Genomic DNA, 17256 nt, shown 5'->3' with positions numbered 1-17256 from the left:
CCTGTGTCAGGCAATCACGTCCCGCATCAGGCATCCCCTGGCGCGTGAAATTACCCCACGCCATGCGTGAGATTGAAGACCTTCTTCTGATGGGCTGCGGATTGCTTTGCGCTTGCAGTTTGCGTCAGCAGCTGGAGTGAGTCTTCGTCATCGTCGCTGGCGCGCGACAAGGCCTGATCCATGTATTTGAGCCGATTGGGGTCACGGGAGATTTTGATGCTCTGGAACGCAAGACGTGACAGCGCAGCAGTCGCAATTGCCATCTTGTATGCGATCTCGATCGTCAGCCTTGGCCAGAACCAGAAGGCGCTCTCGGCTGGAAGACCCGGACGTCGCTCGGAGGGATGGCGCAGGCGAATGACCCCCCATTGCAGCGGATGGACATTCTCGAGCTTCTGGCTCAGCGAGAACGTCGCTAGCAGCTTCACCAGGCTACCTAGACTGACGCCGGTCGCCGCGCCCCGGAGCAGCAGCGTCCTCATGTGCTCTGGCGTGTAATATATTGCCCAGGCCTCCGAATAGATCGCTTTCCACTCGTCTTCCGACATGCGGGAATGCGCGGCGCAGACATGCTCGAGGTCGTAATTGTTGAGATCTGGATCCATCGGAACCTGGGCGGTCCAGAGATTCTTGTGGTCTTCCGACCCCGGCAACGGCGTCAGACAGAAGAACTCGAGGATGTCGATCGGCAGCTCGCGCTTGATGATCTCAATATCATTGCGGATCGATGCAGGCGTATCGGCCGGAAAGCCCAGGATGTATCCGGCAAGCGTGAGAATGCCCTGGTCCTTCCAGGCCAGCAGCATCTTGCGGTACTCGGTGATCTTGTTTTGCCGCTTCTTCGCGGCCAGGAGATTATCGGGATTGATGTTCTCGAGCCCGATGAACACGCGCGTGACGCCCGCGCGTTTTGCTTTCTCGACAAAATTTGGAATTTTGTGGCAAAGCGTGTCCACCTGGATCAGAAGCCCGAGCGGGATGCCTTCGGACTCCCGCAGCCAGATCAAGCGATCGAGGATGTCCTCCCAGTGCTTGTTGCGCGCAAAGTTATCGTCGGTGATGAAGTATTTGCAGACGCCTTGCTTCCAGTTGCTGCGGACCAGCGCCTCGACATCGTCAGGTGTCCGGAAGCGCGACTTGCGTCCCTGCACGTTGATGATCGTACAGAAAGAGCACTGATAGGGGCATCCGCGTCCGGCATCGAAGCTGGTGCTCAGGCCCAAGGTCCGTCGCACGTTCTCGATGGGCAGGAAAGGCGCAGGCGTCCCTTCGATGCCCGGCAAGTCCTTGAGAAAATTGTAAGTGGGCTCCAGCCGTCCGGCGGCGGCATCCCCGAGGACGATATCGAGTCGACCTTCCGCTTCGCCTGCGAACAGAGAGACCCCCATTGCCCGGCAGGCGTCCAGTTCGACCGCGCTGCCGTCGAGCATCGACAGGCAGCCCGAAACGTGAAAGCCGCCGATGACGACCTGAATCCCGGCTTCGCGAAACGGACGGGCGATATCGAGAGCGCGAGGGTACTGGTTCGACTGCACGCCGACGAGCATGATCACGCCGAAATTGTCGTGCCGCGAAAAGCGAGCCACCAACCCTGGAATGTCAACGCGGGCGCTGAACTCGTCGATCGCCTCGATATCGATCTCGACATCCGGCCCCAGCACGCGATGGGCCATGCTCTCCTGCGCAATTCCATAGAGGCTGGCGAGCGAATTGGAGGGGATGGTCGCCCGCCACCATCTGATCACATATCCATCCTCGCCGTAGTGTGACGGTTTGATCATCACCAGCTGGAAGCGGCGCTTTGGCTGAAGAACCGAAGTTGACATCAATCGCTTCCCGTTTTTGAGGCTTTTGAGACTTAGCACATCCCGGCAGCGGATGCTGCTCGGCTTTGGGTCGAACGCTGACGTTGTGCACGGCCGCTCGCGTGTCGGCCGACTCATGCAAAGCACAAACCGCCGTCAGTTCGATGACCTGATCGGTGTGTCAGGGCAGTGACGGCGGCAATGTCAGGCCGGGCCACTTCGCGGTGCTGGGATTGGGCATCGACGCGACTTTCACGCAGTCGGCGCCATCATGGAATTCTGCCAGTGTTTTGCCCGACAAGTCAAATTTCGTCGTTGCACGGCGCGAGCCACCCCCCAGGCCCAAATTGCTGAGCAATTTCTACTGTGCATGGGGTTGTTTTCGCGTTTTTTGCAGGTGTGACCGGGCGCCGCGGCTACGTCCCCGAAAACTGCGGCTTGCGCTTCTCCATGAAGGCCTGCCGGCCCTCGCGAAAATCCGCCGAGTCCATGCAGGCCGTGCCGATCGCCTTGATCGCGTCCAGGTCGCGGGCGCTTTCGTCCTTCAGCACCTCGGCGATGGTGATCTTGGCGGCCTTGATCGCGAGCGGGGCGTTCTGCGAGATCGTCTCGGCGATCATCATGGTCTCGCCCCAGAGCTGATCGTTCGGGATCACGCGTTCGACCAGGCCGATGCGCAGTGCTTCCGCGGAGTCGATCCGCATGCCCGTGTACATCAGCAGTCGCGCCCAGGACGGGCCGACCAGCGACACCAGGTGCCGCAAGCCGTCATAGCCATAGGCGATGCCGAGCTTGGCCGCGGGAATGCCGAACTGGCTGTCATGCGCGGCGATGCGGATGTCGGCGAGCATCGCAACCTGCATGCCGCCGCCGAGGCAAAAGCCCTGGATGCAGGCAATCGTCGGCTTGGGATAGTCGGCGAGCAGCGCGCGCTGGGCGGCGCTGCGTTTGGCGTATTCTTCCGACGCAGCCGCATTGTGGCGGGTCTGCTCGAACTGGCTGATGTCGGCGCCCGACACGAACGCCTTGCCGCCGGCGCCGCGCAGGATCACGACGCGCACTGCGTCGTCGTCGCGCAAGGCTGTCAGCGCCTCGCCAAAGCCCTCCCACATCTCCAGCGACATCGCATTGCGCTTGTCGGGATTGTTGAAGGTGACGACGCCGACGCCATCCGTGGTGTGCTTGAGGATCTTGCCGTCGGCGTAGGAGGTTTCGTTGGGGAGGTCGGGCATCGCGCGCTCGCTTGTATCTGGCGAGACGCAATGTGCGGCCGGGCCAAGGCCCGGGTCAACCGCGGCAAGCGAAGCGGCCTTGCATCCGCCCGTGCCGCGATTGCATGCCTACTGCGCCATATGCGCGGTCAGCGGATGGTTGCCGGCATTGCCGAAGAACGCGGCCTCTTCGGCGGTCGCCTCCAGCAGCTGCTCGTCCTGGTCATAGACGTCGTTGCGGAACTGGACGGTCTGGTCCTTGGTCATCCAGGCCGTGAGGTAGATCCAGGCCACCGGCACCTTCTTGGCCATGGCGACCTCCTGATGCTGGCCGGTGGCGATCTCCGCGTCGATCGCGGCGCGGGTCCATTTCGGCTGGTCCTTGAGCAGCCAGGCGGCGAGATCGCGCACATTGTCGACGCGCGAGCAGCCGTGGGAATCGAAGCGGTAGTCGTCGCTGAACAGATTGCGCTGGTTGGTGTCGTGCATGTAGACCGAATAGGAATTCGGCATGTCGATCTTCACTGCGCCGAGCGCGTTGAAGGTGCCGTTCTGCTGCCGCACCGTGAAGTTCGGCGCGTGCGTGCCCGACCAGTCGACCGCATGCGGATCGATTGGATTGTCGTGGCCGTCGAGCACCTCCATGTGCATGCGCGACAAATAGGTGGGGTCCTTGCGCATATGCGCCGAGATTTCGGTCTTGGCGATCGAGGACGGCACCGTCCAGGTCGGATTGAGCACGACACCGGTGATCTGGGCCGTCAGCGTCGGCGAGGGCTTTTCGGTCTTGCCGACGATGACGCGATAGCGCCGCACCACCATATCGTTCTCGACCGCTTCGGCAAAGGCTGCGGGGATGTTGACCACGACATAGCGCTGGCCGAAGCTGAAATTGATATTCTCGAGCCGCTCGAGCGAGGCCTCGAGCTGGCGGACGCGCTTCTGCACCGGCACGTTCATCGCCGCGAGCGTGCGCGGCGTCATCATGCCGGTCGACGCGAGGCCATGGCGCGTCTGGAAGCGCTTCACCGCGTCCGCAAGATCCTGGTCGAAAGCGCCGCTCGCCTTGTCGGCGGCGAGGTCGCCGGAGACAATCAGCCGTTTGCGAAGGAGGTCGTCATTGGCGCCCGGGGTGCCGAGCGCGAATTTGGCATCCGCAGGGATCATCGGCCAGCCGCCGCGAACGGCAAGGTCGGAATAGCTGAGCGCCGCGTCCTTGATCCGCTGGGCGGTGCCTTCGTCGAAGGTCGGCTCATGCGTCAGCGCAAGTGCCGCGGCCGAGCGGCTCTCCGCCGTCGAGGCCGGTGCCGCCGGGGCGGCAGCTTTCGGCGCGGCCGTGTGAGCGGGGTTGGCGGTCGCCGGAATCGTGCCGGCCGGAGTGGCCTGTTTGGGACCGGCCTGGCTGGTGGTCTCGGTTTGCGCAAGCGCCGAGGCGTTCGCGAGGAAGCCAACGGCGACGATCACGGCAAGGCGCTTCGACATGTCTCTCATTTTCCCCATCAGGCAATTCCCGGCCGACGTGCCGCAGGCGCCGATTCGCAAAATCGGCGAGAAGCTAAGGCATCAGGGTTGCGGTCCCATTAAGCACGACGCATCGAGACCTCCCGCGCGTCCAACGCGGAGGCTCTCGATTAGGTCGCATCAAGATCGGGATGGGTTCGCGAAAGTCGCGACAAATGGTCAAGAAAAAGGGGGCGGCCAGGCCGCCCCGAAAAGCAAATCCGGTCTCGTCCAATCCGGCCGCGCCCCCGCGACGCGGTGGATTGAACATCGGCCGTCAAGGCCGGACCGCAGGTCGGCTCAGCTCTCGTTCGCCGCGATCGATTCCATCAGCGAGACCAGCTGACGCTGCACCGTCTGATCCTTGATCTTGCTGTAGGCGCGCAGCAGGCGGAGGCTGAAAGCCGAGTCCAGGAACAGCAGGCTCTCGACTTCGCGGGCCTTGTTGTCGCCGTCATAGAAGAAGGTCACGGGCACATCGAGGGCGGTGGCGATCTGCTGAAGCCGAGCCGCGCCGACGCGATTGACGCCCTTCTCGTATTTCTGGACCTGCTGGAAGCTGACGCCGAGCTTTTCGCCGAGCTCAGCCTGCGAGATCTTCATCTCGACGCGCCGCAGACGGATCCGCTTGCCAAGCTCAATGTCCGGCTTGCCGGCACTGCGCTGCTTCATTCTTTTCGCCGCTGTTTTCATACTTGTTCTCACCGTTGTTCTTCGGTTGAAAATCCCCCGAAGAGCTGGGTCAGGGGTTCGCCCATATACGAGTCCTTGAATTCATGCGGGTGCACGAATTCCTCCTTAAACCACGGGAAGCGAACAGGATTGAAAGCCTCGATCAGCCAGTCAATCATGTGCCGCACGCGTGGAATCCGGCCGCTACCGGGATGGTAGGACAACCAGATATCCAGCGGTCGGTTCAACTCGACCTCCAGTGGAATCAACTTCCCGCCAAGCGCAATGGCGTAGCTCGGGAATACGCCGATTCCGGCTCCATTCGCGACAGCCCAGTAGTTGGCGCTTGAGACGTTGGTCTTCATGACCAGAAGGTCACGCTCCGCAACGCCCGGGAAGAAGCTCTCAAAGCTTTCCTTGGCGGCGATCTGATCGGCGAATTGCAGCACCAGGCGGTGCCTGATCAATTCCGCCGCGGAGCGCGGCGCGCCATGTTTTTCGATATATTGCCTGGAGGCCCAGAACATCAGGTGCATGCGGCCGAGCCGCACCAGCTTGACGTCGAGCGTCGAAGGCCGCGCCAGATGGATGGCGACGTCGGCCTCGTGGCGGGAGACGTCGGCCGAGCGCATCGCGCAATGCAGGTCGACCAGGATGTTGGGATAGGCCTGCTGGAATTCGACCAGCCGCGGGGCGAGCCAGAACGTCCCGAGCCCTTCGGTCACGGCGACGCGGACCTCACCGGACAGGGCGTTGACCGTCGAATCGCTGGTGCGCAGCACATCGAAGGCGGCTGCCTCCATCCGCTCGACGGCCGAGACGACCAGCGCGCCTTCGTCGGTCAGATGGGTGCCGTGGACGTCGCGGGTGAAGAGTGTGGTGCCGGTCTGGCGTTCGAAATCATCGATCCGCCGGCGGACGGCGTTGATCGACAACGACAGGCGCTCGGCCGCCGAGCGGAAACTGCCGCATCGGACGACTTCCAGGAAAATGCGCGCCGCATCCCAATCCGAGAGGCCGCTGAGATTTGCTTTTGGGCGTTCCTCCAGTGGAACGCCCCTTTCCGCCAAGGAGTGCATACAAGTCCCTTCGGGGCGGTAAACTGGCAGAATCTAGCGCAAACCACAACCACGGCGGGTTGAGGAATGGCGAGTTTTGAACGCCATCCTTACCGTGCTAGAAGTGGTATTGGAGTGTGTTTGGGACTGGGAAGCGGGTGAGTTATCGCCCGGAAGAGGGGTGCACGTGCGTTCCGTTGCGCGCCGTAATATGGCTGCGGGATTGCCGGATTTATCTGGACCGGGAGGTTGTGCGCGAGACTTCGCGCAGCGGTGCGCAATGGATCATTCGCGCACCGGCGAGCATTTCGCCTTCGATCGCTTCGCCTTTGATTGCTTTGATTTTCGCCGCGCGCGTCGCGGGACGATGTCGCGCGGGCATGCGGATTCGACGCAGAAACATACTGAAATCGTCTTCGGGGGCGCGGACTCCTCATGCTATCCTCCGCTCCGGATCGGGGCCGAGGGGATCGTTGCAAGCGTGTCTCGCAGGCCGAACTAACGGAAAGAACGCCGGTGTCGCATTCAGACGAACAGTTGCAGTCGGTGCTCGAGACGCTCGAGGAGTGCCGTAAGGTTCTCAACGAGAGCAACAGCCGTGAGTCGGCCGAGTTGCTCTCGATCGTCATCCTCGATGTGCGGATGAAACTCAAAGGAATTGACAGCGCCGATCTCAAGGCGCTGTGCGACGAAATGCTGCGGAGCGCAGGTAACGAGCCGCAGCCGCCTTCCAAGCAGACGCAGGACCAGCCCCGGCGTCCGCTGCTCCGCGTGGTGAAGTAGCCGCGCCGCCGAGCCTCGCTTTTTGGCGAGATTTGTGCGCGTCCCGATGCCGCATCTGTGATCGCAGACGGCATCGGGAGGAGCCCTGGTTTGATCGCGCCTCTGTTGCGCATTCTCCGGCATCGGCTACACCAGAGCCGGTCGGCTCCGGCCTCGCGCGCATTCCCCGCGCGCCGCCCAGGGGCCGCGGATGGCTCCGACTGCATCATGCAAAATGTCTCGATTCCCGCGGCGATGATTGCCGGCCTCGTCAGCTTCCTCTCCCCCTGCGTCCTGCCCCTGGTTCCGCCCTATCTGATCTATCTCACCGGCGCCACGATCGAGCATGTCGAGAGCGACGAGCCGGCCGCTGCCTCGAAGCGCGCGGTGATGATGTCGGCGCTGCTGTTCGTGCTCGGCTTCTCCACCGTGTTCGTGGCGCTCGGCGCCAGCGCCTCGCTGATCGGCGGCCTGATCCGCGCCTGGTCGGCGGAATTGTCGATCCTTGCCGGCATCGTCATCATCGCGATGGGCCTGCACTTCCTCGGACTGACGCGCATCGGCCTGTTGATGCGTGAAGGCCGGCTGCCGATCCCGAAGCCCGTCGGGCTCTGGGGCGCCTATGTCATGGGGCTCGCTTTCGCCTTCGGCTGGACGCCCTGCATCGGCCCGATCCTCGCCGCGATCCTTTCGATTGCCGCAGCAGAAGCGACGGTGACGAAGGGAGCAGGGCTGCTCGCCGTCTATTCAGCGGGCCTCGGCGTTCCCTTCCTGATCGCGGCGCTGATGATCAAGCAGTTCTCGAAATTGTTCGCGCGCCTGAAGGGCCAGCTCGTCAATGTCGAACGCGCCATGGGCGTGTTGATGGTGATCACCGGCATCGGCTTCCTCACCGGCGCGGTCTCGAATGTGAGCATCTGGCTGCTGGAAACCTTTCCGGCGTTGCAGACGATCGGGTAGCGCGTCCGCCTCTAAGCTCGCAACCTCGGGATCAGGCGCATCGCATTCTCATGGCCAATCGCATCGAGGTCCTGTGCCGAGAGGCCAAGCGCCTGCAATTGAGCAAACTGACCAAGGCCGAAATAGGGATAGTCGGTGCCGTAGGTGACCTGCGACGCCGGCACTAGCTTGAGCAGTGCTGCCATGGACGGCGCGAACGTTGCGTTGGCAGTGTCGTAATGAAGCCGGCGCAGCTCGCCTTCGATCCCCTCCGGCGCAAATTCCTTCAGGTCGGGCCGAGCCCCATAGAAGGAATTGATCCGCCCGGCCATCATCGGGATCGTGCCTCCGGCATGCGAGAACAACCATTTGATGTCGCGATAGCGGGCGAACGAGCCGCTGAGCAGCAGGCTCGTCACCGTGCGCGTGGTGTCGTGCGGGACTTCGATCACCGCCGGAAATGTGCCGACGCTGAGAGCGCTGCAGCAACTCGCGACCAGCGGATGCACATAGACGATTGCCTTACGGCGATTGAGCTCTTCGAGCACCGGCTTGTAGGCGGCATTGCCAAGCCATTTGTCGCCATAGCTCGTCTGCAATCCAATACCGTCCGCCTTCAGCGTATCGAGCGCGTATTCGATCTCCTTGAGTGTGGCATCGATGTCCAACATCGACAAGGTTGCGAACAAGCCAAAGCGGCCCGGATGGTCGCGCATCATATCCGCCGCATATTCGTTGCAAGCCCGTGCGAGCCGCCCGGCTTCCGCCGACCCAAGATCGAACCACACGCCGGGGGTGGAGGCGACCGACAGGATCCCGGTGCGGACCCCATTGCCGTCCATGTCTTCCACCAGCTTCTCGCGGCTCCATGCGACCTGCCCGGGGAAGTGCGGTTGTTTGTGCGCGTCTTCGTAGCCAAGCCAGAGCTTTTGATATTCGGGCGGATAGAAATGAAGATGGGTATCGATCAGCGTTGGCTTGGTTTGTCCGAATGCGGCAATGCTCGGGATCGTCGAGGCCAGGCCAAGCGCACCGAGTCCCGCGAGAAAGCCGCGTCGCGACCCAATCGAGTCGCAACAAATGGAGCAGCGATGCTCTGAAGATTCTCGATCCCTGGTGTACATCTGGCGATTCTCCGATGACGGTCTGGCGAACCAGGCATCCGTCGAGGCTTGCATGCGCGATAGGGCTTCGCCCATCCGCTGGCGATTGTCTGGATAGAAGAGCTATTGTGGTTGTTGGTGATTGAATTGCGGCGTTTTATCGCCGTTCAGCGACGTCCGCACCAAAGGCCATCGCCTCGCGCCAGCAACTTTATGTGAAAACGGCTTGCCGCTAGCTCACGCAAACCGCGCCAACGTCTCGCGGTCGATCTCGATGCCGAGCCCGGGACCGTCGGGCACGCGAACCACGCCGCGCTCGTGCTCGATCGGCTGCTTCAAAATCGCTTGCCGGATCGGATGTTCGGTGCGGTCGAGTTCGAGCAGCGGCGCGAGCGAGGTCGGCGAGTGCGACGGCAGCACGGCGAGGAGCTGGAGCGAGGCCGCGATGGCGATCCCAGTGCCCCAGACATGCGGATTGTAGCGGATGCCGAACGCCTCGCTCATGTCGGCGATTTTCTTGCATTCGGAGAGGCCGCCGGCCGCGCAGGTGTCGGGCTGGGCGATGTCGATCGCGTGCGTGGCGAACAGGTCGCGGAAGCCGAAGCGGGTGAACTCGCATTCGCCGCCGGCGATGGGGATCGCCAGCGCGGACTTCACCGCGCGGTAGCCTGCGACATCCTCCGGCGGCACCGGCTCCTCGAACCATCCGATGTCGTAACGCTCGATCAGCCGACCGAGCCGGATCGCCGCGACCGCGTCATAGGCGTGGTTGGCGTCAACCATCAGCGCGACGTTTGGGCCGATCGTCTCGCGCACCGCACGCGTGACCGCGGCGTCCTCCGCGATGCCGAAGCCGACCTTCAGCTTCACTGCACGGAAACCTTCGGCGGCATAGCCGGCCGCCTCCTCCGGCAGATATTTCAGCGGATCGCCCGATTTGCGCCGGTAGAGCCCGGTCGAATAGGCCTGCACCTCGGTGCGCACCGCGCCGCCGAGCAACTGATGTGCCGGTACACCGAAATGTTTGCCCTTGATGTCCCATAGCGCGATGTCGATGCCGCTCAGCCCCTGGATCACGACACCCTTCTGGCCGTGATCACGCAAGCGCGCATAGATCATTTGCCACAGCATGTCGGTCCGCAGTGGATCCTCGCCGATCAGCCATGGCGCCATGTTTGTGACCACGGCCGCATTGATCCGTGCCGGCCCGTAGCATTCGCCCCAGCCGGTCAGTCCCTCGTCGGTCTCGATCTCGACCAGCATCGCGGTGCGGGTGTCGTACCAGGCCCGTGAATAGGCGAAAGGCTGTGAGAGCTTTGCTTCGAGAATGTGCGTCCGAACGTTGGTGATCTTCATCGCTGGTATCTCCCACTCATCGCGTCTCATCCAGCGTGCAAATGACCGTGCAGACCACGCCGCGCGGCAGGAAGTCGACCGTTGCCTCGCCGCCGAGCTGGTCGCGCGCGCTGCGCTCGATCAGGCGCGAGCCAAAGCCGCGCTGCACCGGGGCCGTCACCGGTGGTCCGCCGATCTCACTCCAGATCAGCCGGAGCCGCGGCTTCGGCGTGTCGGCGATGACCTCCCATTCCAGCGTCACCCGTCCGTTTTCGTTGGACAGCGCGCCGTATTTCGCGGCGTTGGTGGCGATTTCGTGCACGATCATCGAAAGCACCACGGCGAGCCGCGGCGACAGCGGCACCGCGGGGCCGGTCATCCGAATGCGATCGGGCGTGTTGAGCAGAAATGGCTGAAGCACGCGCGCGATCACGTCCTTCAGCTCCGAGCCCGTCCATTTTTCCTGGCTGAGGAGATTATGCGCCTCGGCAAGCGCGCCGAGGCGGCCCTCGAACTTGGTCTTCTCGTCGCGGCTGGCGCTGCGGAAGGTCTGCACCGCGATCGCCTGCATCAGCGCCAGCGTGTTCTTGACGCGGTGGTTGAGCTCCTCGATCAGCAGATCGTGCAGCATCTCGCCGCGCGCGATGGTGGTCGCCATCCTGACCGCAAAGGTCAGGCCGGTCAGCAGCAGGATGCCGCCGATCAGGCTGGTGATCGCGATGTTGCGCCAGAGCGGCGCGATCAGCGAACTTTCCGGAACGCCGGCGGCGACCGTCCAGCCGGTCAGCCGCGATCGCGTATAGGCGGAGGCGAGCGCAATGCCGTCGAGCGAGATCGAGGAGAGGGTTGCTTCGGGCGCGCGGTACATTGCCTCATAGAGCGAAGGCGAAGCGCGCTTGCCGAAGGTTTCACTGGGATTTGGCACGCGGGCGAACACGGTGCCGGCGGTGTCGAGCAGGGATACCGTCCACTCCTGGTCGGGCCGCTGCCTCTCGACGAGCGCCTGGAAAATGCCGACCGGCGGGCTGAAGCAGAGATCGTAGATCACCTCACCGTTGCGAAACACCGGCACTTCGACGGTCAAAACCTGTCGCCCATTGATCGCGCCGGTGAACAGGTCGGAATATTGCGGCGACTGGGTTGCAAATACCTTCTCGACGATCTCTTGATTGCCGCGCGGCGGCAGGCTTGCAGTGTCTTCAGTCGTCGAGGAGAATAGCAGCCGACCCTTGCGGTTGGAGATCAGCAGCAGGCCCCCCTTGCCGTACTGATCGAGGAAGCCGAGGGCGATGCGGCGAAAGTTCTGGAAGTCATCGTTTCGGAGCGAATTGGTCAGCGCAAGCACCTGCAAGCTGCCGGTCATGCGCTGCACCTCGGAATCCAGCACGAGGCGCATGCTGCGCACGTTCTCGAGCACACGGCGGGTGGCGTCGCTGCGGTCCTGCTTGTATTTGTAGACGGCGATGCCGACCGCGAACACGATCAGAGGCAGCATCGTTCCCGCGACCAGGAGAGCGAGCCGGACCGGCAGGGTGAACTTTGGCAAACGCAGGCGTCCCGGTTCCGGCACGGCGGTGCCGGATTATGATTTTGTCAGACCTTACGGGCAGGACTTACGCGACGCCATGATTTTTGCATCCGACGTACGGTCCAAATGCGAGGAATTTTTGCCGTGCATCCTGGAAGCCTGCGCGTCACGTCATGCTGATCGCGGTCAGCAGCAGGCACATGGCGTAAACAGCGGCCAAGCTGAGCCCGGCGATCCGGGCCTCTCGATGCGATGTCATATTGGTCAACTCCGGGGAGGGGCCGCCCCTAAGGCGGCCACCCATCCATCACGTCTTAATCAATTTCCTGAACGACGGTTCGCGTGCCGGGATCCACCAGCATCACGCGCTCGCCGGAGTAGACGTAGCGATATTTCGTCAAGGCGGGACCCCAGTCCGCCGGAACGGCTTCGAGTTCGACGTCGCTTGGAATGGTTGCGCCGACGATGATTTTCTCCTGTGTCGCGATGGGGCGCACGCGGTGCTCCGTGACGTAGGATTTGATCCTGGTCCGATATTCCGGCTCGATCTGAACGGTGCCCGCGTGACCAGTTCCAGTGGTGGTCACAACGGTGGATTGCGCGAACGCGCCAGTCGAGATCATCACCGCGGCGGCGGAAAGCAGAAATAGCTTCTTCATATTGTCCTCCTCACTGGAATAAGCGCGGCGTCAACATCTCGCCTCGGATGGCGTTCCCTGGCTTAGGAACAAATTGCTGCTTTTTCCCGTTTTCGAACCAGCCAGGCGGGAACGCCTGGCGATTGGAGGAGGAAAAAATGAAGCTGAAGATGATGACAGCAGCGCTGATGGTCGCTGCGTTCTCCCTGCCGGCGTTCGCGGCCGACGAGTTCTACGTGGTCCAGGACGTCAAGACCAAGAAGTGCACAATCGTCGACAAGAAGCCGACGGACACGTCCATGACTGTCGTGAGCCCGTCGGGCACGGTCTACAAGTCGCGCACCGAGGCTGAAAGCGGCATGAAGACCGTCAAGGTCTGCACATCAAATTGAGGAGGATGATATGCCAGTTCTGATTTTGTGGGCCGTACCGGCCGTCCTGGTGATCGGCGGCGGCATCTATCTGATCGGTCATTTTCACTGAGCGACGAGCAAAGGGACTTCGCGATCGCTCGCGAAGCCCCGTTGCAAGATATTTGCGAGCTCAGAGATTGCTCTCGGTGATCGCGGCGTAGACCATGCTGCGCAGCTCGCGCCGGATCGGGTACGCGCTCGACGGCAGCACCTGGGTCATGAAGATCGTGATCAGCTCCTCGGCGGGGTCGATCCAGAACGAGGTCGTGGCTGCGCCGCCCCAATTGTACTCGCCGGGACTGCCGGCGATCAGCGTCTCGGCCGGGCGCATGGTTACGGCAAAGCCGAGGCCGAAGCCGATGCCGTTATAGGTCGCTTCTGAGAACAGCGAGCGCGACACCTCCGGCAATGAACGCCCCCCCGGAATGTGGTTGGTCGTCATCAGCGCCAGCGTCTTCGGCCCGATCAGCCTGACGCCGCCGAGCTCGCCGCCATTGAGCAGCGCGCGGCAGAAGGTCAGATAGTCGGCAACCGTCGAGCACAGCCCGCCGCCGCCGGAGATGAACGAAGGCGGCGACAGGAACGAGCTCGCGGTCGGATCGTCCTGGAGCGTCAGCCCCAGCCGACGCTGGCCGGCGTGGAAGGTCATGCCGCCAGCCGGGTCCGCGGAGTAGCAGGCGGCGAAACGATGCGCCTTGGAAGCCGGCACGTGGAAATCGGTGTCGGTCATGCCGAGCGGATCGAGAATCCGCGTTTTCAGGAACTGCTCGAACGGCACGCCTGAAATCTTGCCGACGAGATAGCCGATCACGTCGGTGGAAACCGAATAGTTCCAGGCCTCGCCGGGCGAGAACTCCAGCGGGATTTTTGCCAGGCTCTCGACCATGGTCTGGAGCGTGCCTGATTTCTCGACCTCGCCGATCTTCTCGGAACGATAGGCGGCATCGACATTAGAACGCTGCTGGAAGCCATAAGTCAGTCCGGACGTATGCCGCAACAGGTCGACGATCAGCATCGGGCGGCTCGGCGGCCGGGTCAAAAAGGCCGGCGAGGTGCCGGCGACGAACACGCCGAGATCCTTCCATTCCGGAATGTATTTGGCGACGGGCTCGTCGATCGCGACCAAGCCCTCCTCGACCAGCATCATAAAGGCGACGCTGGTGAGCGGCTTGGTCATCGAATAGATGCGGTAGATGGTGTCGTCCTTGACCGGCGCCTTGCGCTCGACATCGGCGAAGCCCTGCATGGAGCTGTGGGCGATCTTGCCGCGCCGATAGACCAGGAGATGCGAGCCCGGGAAGCGGCCGGCATCGACGTAGCGGTTCCTCAAGTGCGCATCGATGCGGTCGAGCGCGGCTTTGGACATGCCGACGGATTCGGGCGAGGCGGGGGCAGGGGCAAGCATCAGTTCCTCCGGGCAGTTTCTCGGCAAGGTGATAGCCGAAATGGCGACCTTATTCCAAGCGCGATGCGCTTAACGCAGGCAGGCTGGTTGGTGTAGGCTCCCACCTTGGAACGCCTCCAAGGAGCCCCACGGATCCCTAATGGGGCCAACGAGAAACGCAGGCAAACGCACCATGACCCAGTTCAACGAGACCGAGCTCACCGAAGCCGTCGCCAAAAGCTTCGACCAGACGCCGAACCCGCGGGCCAAATTCCTGCTCCAGGAATTGGTAAAGTCGTTGCACGATTACGTGAGCAAGACCGGTCTCACCTTCGAGGAATGGGAATACGCGATCGACTTCCTGACCCGAACCGGCCAGAAATGCACCGACACCCGCCAGGAATTCATCCTGCTGTCGGACGTGCTCGGCGTCTCCATGCTGGTCGATGCGGTCAACCATCGCGACCGCGATGGCGCCACCCAGACCACCGTGCTCGGTCCGTTCTATGTCGGCGAGCACAAGGTCACGGCTCACGGCACCGATATCTCGCCGAACAACCTCGCAGGTGAGCGGATGTTCGTGCAGAGCCGCGTCACCGATCTCAAGGGCAAGCCGCTCGCGAACGTTCCCGTCGACGTCTGGCACGCCGATGATGACGGCTTCTACGATTCACAGAAGCCGAATTATGACGAGGTCGGCGCCTCGGCGCGCGCGCGCTTCATCACCGACAGCGACGGCCGCTTCTTCTTCCGCACCATTCTGCCGTGCAGTTATCCGATCCCGACCGATGGTCCGGTCGGCGAGATGATCATGCAGACCAAGCGCCATCCGATGCGCCCGGCGCATGTGCACTTCCTGGTCAATGCGAAAGGCTACGAGCCGCTGATCACCCACGTCTTCATGGACGGCGACAAATATCTCGATTCCGACGTGGTGTTCGGAGTCAAGGACGACCTCGTCGCTAAGGTCGAGCCGCGCAACGATCCCGCGATGCCCGACGGCGCCAAGGCGAACGGGCAGTGGCACCTGATGACCTACGAATTCCACCTCAAGCCGGGCGGCGGCATGGCGCCGAAGCCGCTGGGGACGAAGGCGGCCGAGCCGGCGTGATTGGAACCGGCCAGCCTACCGCGCGTGCAAGAGCGCAAGCAGCGCGACGACGGCGCAGGCCAGGATCACTGTGGTCAGCTTCCAGAACAGCAGCGGATTGCGCTCGATCAGGGGCGTGGTCCGCGTGCTGAGATAGGCCGGGTTGGGGTTCCTGAGCTCGTAGGTGAATTCGAACAGATCCTCGTGGCGCTTGTTCGGATCGGGATGCAGCGCCTTGCGCAGGGCGCCGTCGATCCAGACGGGGACAGCGCGATCATCGTGACTGGCCGGACGATACCTCAGCTTCCACGCGTCCGATCGTCCCCGGATGCGGGCGATCTGGGCGCCGTACGGCAGATCTCCGGTCAGCATCTGGTAGCAAATCACGGCCAGCGAGAACAGGTCGGAGCGCGGCGAGCCGCCTTCGCCGAGGAAATATTCCGGCGCGGTGTATTGCACCGTACCGAGGATGTCGGCGTCAGCCGGAGACGGTGCCGCTTCGACGATGCCGGCGACCTTGACCGCGCCGAAGTCGATGATCTTCGCGGTGCCGGTCCTGTCGATCAGGACGTTGTCGGGCCGCAAATCCTGATGCAGCATCTCCATGCGGTGGAAGGCGCGCAGGCCCGATGCGATCTGGTCGACGATGCCGCGTACCGTCTCGAGATCGGGGCGCGGATTGTCCAGCATCCATTGCCGCAGCGTCTGCCCCTCGATGAACTCGGTCGCGACGTAGAGATAGTTGCGTCGTTTCGACCGCGAGCGGGGCTTCAGCACGTGCGGGCTGTCGATCCGGCGCGCGATCCATTCCTCCATCAGGAAGCGCTTCAGATAGGCGGGATCGTCGCGGAGATCGATCGAGGGGATCTTCAGCGCGACCATCTCCTCGGTCTCGGTGTCGACGGCGAGATAGATGTGGCTGCGGCTAGAGGCGTGCGCTTCGCGCATGATGCGGTAGCCGTCGAACAACGCCCGCGGCTCCGGCAGCGGCGGCAATGGCAGCTCGGCCGTACCGCCGAAGATGTCGGATGAGCCGCTCCGCGGCACCTCGTCGATGCGCAGGATCTGGACCGTGATGTTGTCGTCGCTGCCGCGCCGGTAGGCCTCCTCGACGATGGATTTGGCCGCGCCGTCGAGATCGTCGGCATGGGTGACGAGCGCGCTCATGACGTAGCGATGATCGACGAACTCGTAAGCACCGTCCGTCGCCAGCAGGAAGACGTCGCCCTTTCCGATCTCCAGTGCCTGGTAGTCGATCTCGATCTGCGGATTGATGCCGAGCGCGCGACCAAGATAAGTCTGCTCCGACGAGACGATGATGCGGTGGTCTTCGGTGAGCTGTTCGAGGGCCTTGCCGGCGATGCGGTAGACCCGGCAGTCGCCGACGTGAAAGATATGGGCCATGGCCGATTTGACGACCATCGCCGTGAAGGTGCAGACGTAGCCCTTGTCGCGCTCATAGGCGAATTGGCTGCGCCGCGTCTCCGCATGCAGCCATGAATTGGTAGCTTCCAGCACGCGGCGCGCCGAATTCTTCACCGTCCAGGCTTCGGAGGTGCAGTAATAGTCGGTCAGGAAGCTCTTGACCGCCGACTCGCTCGCGACCTGGCTCACCGCGCTGCTCGAGATGCCGTCGGCCAGCACGACGGCGATCCCCTTCAGGCTCAACAGCGGCTCAGCCGGGATGAGCGCGCCGTGAAAATCCTGATTGACCGGCTTGCGCCCCTTGTCGGAGTGCTGCCCGATCGAAATGCGCAAGCCCCGGCCCATCCTCGCCACCAATGCAAAGGGAGCCTCACTCTATCAGGCGAGGCTCCC

The 17256-nt window shown here is 62.8% G+C and carries 15 protein-coding genes; 4 read left to right on the top strand and 11 right to left on the bottom strand.

The annotated features are described in order from the left end of the window. Positions 1 to 50: 50 nt before the first annotated feature. The 5 genes from IC761_RS25375 to IC761_RS25355 all read right to left on the bottom strand — a co-directional run bounded on the left by IC761_RS25375 (position 51) and on the right by IC761_RS25355 (position 6267). Complete coding sequence (locus tag IC761_RS25375) at positions 51 to 1826, bottom strand: B12-binding domain-containing radical SAM protein (RefSeq protein WP_195799419.1); 1776 nt, start codon at positions 1824 to 1826, stop codon at positions 51 to 53. A gap of 395 nt (positions 1827 to 2221) precedes the next feature. Then, positions 2222 to 3037 carry an enoyl-CoA hydratase gene (locus IC761_RS25370; protein ID WP_195799418.1) on the bottom strand — a complete coding sequence of 272 codons (816 nt, stop codon included), beginning with the start codon at positions 3035 to 3037 and terminating at the stop codon, positions 2222 to 2224. Between the two features lie 108 nt (positions 3038 to 3145). After that, complete coding sequence (locus IC761_RS25365) at positions 3146 to 4498, bottom strand: L,D-transpeptidase family protein (RefSeq protein ID WP_195799417.1); 1353 nt, start codon at positions 4496 to 4498, stop codon at positions 3146 to 3148. A 318-nt stretch (positions 4499 to 4816) separates the two neighbouring features. Beyond that, positions 4817 to 5188 carry a helix-turn-helix domain-containing protein gene (locus IC761_RS25360; protein ID WP_028179980.1) on the bottom strand — a complete coding sequence of 124 codons (372 nt, stop codon included), beginning with the start codon at positions 5186 to 5188 and terminating at the stop codon, positions 4817 to 4819. 29 nt (positions 5189 to 5217) lie between these two features. Then, positions 5218 to 6267, bottom strand: a complete 1050-nt coding sequence (locus tag IC761_RS25355; RefSeq protein WP_195799416.1) for a LysR family transcriptional regulator — start codon at positions 6265 to 6267, stop codon at positions 5218 to 5220. Between the two features lie 495 nt (positions 6268 to 6762). Here IC761_RS25355 and IC761_RS25350 point away from each other — a divergent pair, with 495 nt between their 5' ends. Continuing rightward, positions 6763 to 7029, top strand: a complete 267-nt coding sequence (locus IC761_RS25350; RefSeq protein ID WP_195799415.1) for a hypothetical protein — start codon at positions 6763 to 6765, stop codon at positions 7027 to 7029. Positions 7030 to 7236: 207 nt separating this feature from the next. After that, the gene (locus IC761_RS25345; protein ID WP_195799414.1) at positions 7237 to 7968 is read left to right on the top strand and encodes a cytochrome c biogenesis CcdA family protein; all 732 of its coding nucleotides are present in this window, start codon (positions 7237 to 7239) and stop codon (positions 7966 to 7968) included. Positions 7969 to 7979: 11 nt separating this feature from the next. On the opposite strand, the gene IC761_RS25340 is transcribed toward IC761_RS25345, so the two are convergent. The 4 genes from IC761_RS25340 to IC761_RS25325 form a co-directional block, all read right to left on the bottom strand. Further along, positions 7980 to 9071 carry an amidohydrolase family protein gene (locus tag IC761_RS25340; RefSeq protein ID WP_195799413.1) on the bottom strand — a complete coding sequence of 364 codons (1092 nt, stop codon included), beginning with the start codon at positions 9069 to 9071 and terminating at the stop codon, positions 7980 to 7982. A 216-nt stretch (positions 9072 to 9287) separates the two neighbouring features. Next, a complete protein-coding gene (locus IC761_RS25335; RefSeq protein ID WP_195799412.1) occupies positions 9288 to 10406 on the bottom strand; it encodes a mandelate racemase/muconate lactonizing enzyme family protein in 1119 nt (372 codons plus the stop codon). A gap of 16 nt (positions 10407 to 10422) precedes the next feature. Continuing rightward, positions 10423 to 11880, bottom strand: a complete 1458-nt coding sequence (locus IC761_RS25330; RefSeq protein WP_195804767.1) for a sensor histidine kinase — start codon at positions 11878 to 11880, stop codon at positions 10423 to 10425. A 347-nt stretch (positions 11881 to 12227) separates the two neighbouring features. Next, on the bottom strand, positions 12228 to 12572 hold the full coding sequence (locus IC761_RS25325) for a DUF1236 domain-containing protein (protein WP_195799411.1): 345 nt from the start codon (positions 12570 to 12572) through the stop codon (positions 12228 to 12230). 137 nt (positions 12573 to 12709) lie between these two features. Between IC761_RS25325 and IC761_RS25320 the strand changes: the two genes are divergently transcribed. Continuing rightward, positions 12710 to 12943, top strand: coding sequence for a hypothetical protein (locus tag IC761_RS25320; RefSeq protein WP_195799410.1), 234 nt, complete (start codon positions 12710 to 12712; stop codon positions 12941 to 12943). A gap of 151 nt (positions 12944 to 13094) precedes the next feature. Here IC761_RS25320 and IC761_RS25315 read toward each other — a convergent pair whose 3' ends face one another. After that, positions 13095 to 14369: a serine hydrolase domain-containing protein gene (locus IC761_RS25315; protein ID WP_195799409.1), complete on the bottom strand. Its 1275-nt coding sequence runs from the start codon at positions 14367 to 14369 to the stop codon at positions 13095 to 13097. 172 nt (positions 14370 to 14541) lie between these two features. Between IC761_RS25315 and IC761_RS25310 the strand changes: the two genes are divergently transcribed. Next, positions 14542 to 15459, top strand: a complete 918-nt coding sequence (locus IC761_RS25310; protein ID WP_195799408.1) for an intradiol ring-cleavage dioxygenase — start codon at positions 14542 to 14544, stop codon at positions 15457 to 15459. A gap of 15 nt (positions 15460 to 15474) precedes the next feature. Here the strand turns inward: IC761_RS25310 and IC761_RS25305 are convergent, their stop codons facing one another. Next, positions 15475 to 17208 (bottom strand): bifunctional protein-serine/threonine kinase/phosphatase, encoded by a 1734-nt coding sequence (locus IC761_RS25305; RefSeq protein ID WP_195799407.1) that lies wholly within the window; start codon positions 17206 to 17208, stop codon positions 15475 to 15477. Between the last annotated feature and the right edge of the window lie 48 nt (positions 17209 to 17256).

The sequence above is a fragment of the Bradyrhizobium commune genome (genome assembly GCF_015624505.1).
In the GTDB taxonomy this organism is placed as follows: domain Bacteria; phylum Pseudomonadota; class Alphaproteobacteria; order Rhizobiales; family Xanthobacteraceae; genus Bradyrhizobium; species Bradyrhizobium commune.
The sequence above is the reverse complement of the archived record's forward strand: the minus strand, read 5'-3'. Positions and strand labels throughout refer to the sequence as shown.

What these genes read in the sequence shown, in the direction of transcription:
- IC761_RS25375 (WP_195799419.1), bottom strand. Translation starts at nt 1,826, where the DNA reads ATGTCAACTTCGGTTCTTCAGCCAAAGCGCCGCTTCCAGCTGGTGATG.
- IC761_RS25370 (WP_195799418.1), bottom strand. Translation starts at nt 3,037, where the DNA reads ATGCCCGACCTCCCCAACGAAACCTCCTACGCCGACGGCAAGATCCTC.
- IC761_RS25365 (WP_195799417.1), bottom strand. Translation starts at nt 4,498, where the DNA reads ATGTCGAAGCGCCTTGCCGTGATCGTCGCCGTTGGCTTCCTCGCGAAC.
- IC761_RS25360 (WP_028179980.1), bottom strand. Translation starts at nt 5,188, where the DNA reads ATGAAGCAGCGCAGTGCCGGCAAGCCGGACATTGAGCTTGGCAAGCGG.
- IC761_RS25355 (WP_195799416.1), bottom strand. Translation starts at nt 6,267, where the DNA reads ATGCACTCCTTGGCGGAAAGGGGCGTTCCACTGGAGGAACGCCCAAAA.
- IC761_RS25345 (WP_195799414.1), top strand. Translation starts at nt 7,237, where the DNA reads ATGCAAAATGTCTCGATTCCCGCGGCGATGATTGCCGGCCTCGTCAGC.
- IC761_RS25340 (WP_195799413.1), bottom strand. Translation starts at nt 9,071, where the DNA reads ATGTACACCAGGGATCGAGAATCTTCAGAGCATCGCTGCTCCATTTGT.
- IC761_RS25335 (WP_195799412.1), bottom strand. Translation starts at nt 10,406, where the DNA reads ATGAAGATCACCAACGTTCGGACGCACATTCTCGAAGCAAAGCTCTCA.
- IC761_RS25330 (WP_195804767.1), bottom strand. Translation starts at nt 11,880, where the DNA reads ATGCTGCCTCTGATCGTGTTCGCGGTCGGCATCGCCGTCTACAAATAC.
- IC761_RS25325 (WP_195799411.1), bottom strand. Translation starts at nt 12,572, where the DNA reads ATGAAGAAGCTATTTCTGCTTTCCGCCGCCGCGGTGATGATCTCGACT.
- IC761_RS25320 (WP_195799410.1), top strand. Translation starts at nt 12,710, where the DNA reads ATGAAGCTGAAGATGATGACAGCAGCGCTGATGGTCGCTGCGTTCTCC.
- IC761_RS25315 (WP_195799409.1), bottom strand. Translation starts at nt 14,369, where the DNA reads ATGCTTGCCCCTGCCCCCGCCTCGCCCGAATCCGTCGGCATGTCCAAA.
- IC761_RS25310 (WP_195799408.1), top strand. Translation starts at nt 14,542, where the DNA reads ATGACCCAGTTCAACGAGACCGAGCTCACCGAAGCCGTCGCCAAAAGC.
- IC761_RS25305 (WP_195799407.1), bottom strand. Translation starts at nt 17,208, where the DNA reads ATGGGCCGGGGCTTGCGCATTTCGATCGGGCAGCACTCCGACAAGGGG.